This window comes from Dyella sp. ASV21 (genome assembly GCF_016428975.1).
Taxonomy (GTDB): Bacteria; Pseudomonadota; Gammaproteobacteria; order Xanthomonadales; family Rhodanobacteraceae; genus Dyella.
This window is the reverse complement of record NZ_JAELTT010000428.1, coordinates 1-255: the sequence shown is the minus strand read 5'-3', so window position 1 is coordinate 255 and position 255 is coordinate 1. Positions and strand designations below refer to the sequence as shown.

The 255-nt window shown below is 65.9% G+C and carries 1 protein-coding gene; it reads right to left on the bottom strand.

The features are described from left to right. Positions 1-232 (bottom strand): hypothetical protein (locus tag JHD67_RS22990; protein ID WP_199101248.1); only part of this gene is annotated, 232 nt, incomplete at its 3' end. Positions 233-255: the final 23 nt, after the last annotated feature.

Genomic DNA, 255 nt, shown 5'->3' with positions numbered 1-255 from the left:
AGCTGTTTTCGTCGGAGCGGCCTTGGCGATCCCAGGCAAACTGCACTTTGACGCGCCCCAGCTCGTCCACCCACAGCTCCTCGTTGGGAGGACCGACCACGGTGGCGACCTGCGGGCCGTCCATGCGTGGCTTGATGCGGTGGGGCGGTTTCCATTCCACGGTGTCGGGCAGCAGTTCGGCGCGGTAGCGGTAGTAGGTACCTTCCACGGCGTCGGCGCTTTCCTCTTCCACGCTAGTGATCTGCGCGCCCCGGT